Annotated in this window: 3 protein-coding genes; all 3 read right to left on the bottom strand. The window is 56.5% G+C overall.

Annotation, left to right across the window (positions count from 1 at the left end; genetic code table 11):
* The coding region (locus AC1DRJ_RS28905) for a hypothetical protein (RefSeq protein WP_477805142.1) at positions 1-295 on the bottom strand (295 nt) is incomplete at its 3' end.
* 44 nt (positions 296-339) lie between these two features.
* The gene (locus AC1DRJ_RS28900) at positions 340-612 is read right to left on the bottom strand and encodes a hypothetical protein (RefSeq protein WP_477805141.1); all 273 of its coding nucleotides are present in this window, start codon (positions 610-612) and stop codon (positions 340-342) included.
* Positions 613-815: 203 nt separating this feature from the next.
* Positions 816-1,132 (bottom strand): hypothetical protein (locus AC1DRJ_RS28895; RefSeq protein WP_477805140.1); only part of this gene is annotated, 317 nt, incomplete at its 5' end.

Genomic DNA, 1,132 nt, shown 5'->3' with positions numbered 1-1,132 from the left:
GGGTAGGGGAGCGTTTCGCTGCGCCTGCTGCCGTTCCACATAAAGCGGATGCGGATTGACCCATGGTGGATGTCCATTCCTGCGGGCATTCCCACTGACTTTCGAGCCATTCGTAATATCTCCTAATGCTGTAAATGATCCTGCTGCCGTGCTTATTCCAAACCCCCAGAGGGATTTGGTTTCGAGCACGTTTAGAGCGCAAGGCTGCGATGGTGGTGCCAAGAATTTCGGCCATCTTTGCCTCGGGCACCTTGTCGCCCATGATGCCGTTGTCCAACTGTTCAGCTGCTGCCATGTTGATGCTCCATGCCGCGCGTGGCGGCAGAAGGTGGTTACGGGTTATTCCCAGCCGTGCAGGTAGGCCGGTTCGGTCAGTTGTTCCAATTCTTGGTGCAGCGTTTTATCCAGGGTGACGGTTTTGCCTTCGTCCTGGTCGTAGGCTTCGGTGTTGACGAGCATGGTGTCGCTGACCAGATCGACGTCCCCCAGATCGAACTCGCTGTTCGGGTATCCGCTGAAGTCGCAGAGCACTTTGATTGCACCGGCTGGGTCGTAGGCTGCAACGATGTCGTTGTCGCCAACCTGATAGGCGTTGAGGGTTTCTTGGGACATGGGGATTCCTCCCCGCCGTTCACCGGCAGGCTGGTTGAGTTGTGGGAATCAAATGAAGGGTTAACGCAGGTCGAGAAGATGGGCTAAGGTATAATGGTTCACCTCGTCAGTCGGGGTCCCCCCCCACTGTCTCCACAGAGGCTGCCGAGGTGAACGTCACTTCCCCCTGTAGCAATACACGTAGGCGAACCAGGCGAGGGCGATCATGGCGTCACCTGATCGGGCTTCTCGATCAACTTCCACTTGGTATTGTTGCTCTGGCTGTGGTCAGACTCGACAAGACCGTCACGCTCCATGCTTTCCAGTTCGCGGCGAACCTGCTTTGTGGTGAAGGGTTCGATGTGGAATCGATACCACCACGTGCAGAACCAGTGCCGAGCTCCAGGCTCATTCCGCATGTATTGGATGATCCTCACTCGCAGGGTCGCGGCGCTTTCTTCAGGCATGACTGTTCCTTTGCCGCTATAGCGGCTGACTTTGAAGGAGGAGGGGGTGGTAGGTGTAACTACGGTCGAATGGG

The sequence above is a fragment of the Pseudomonas sp. P5_B2 genome, assembly GCF_056400445.1.
This window is presented reverse-complemented; position numbering and strand designations above follow the sequence as displayed.

What these genes read in the sequence shown, in the direction of transcription:
- AC1DRJ_RS28900 (WP_477805141.1), bottom strand. Translation starts at nt 612, where the DNA reads ATGTCCCAAGAAACCCTCAACGCCTATCAGGTTGGCGACAACGACATC.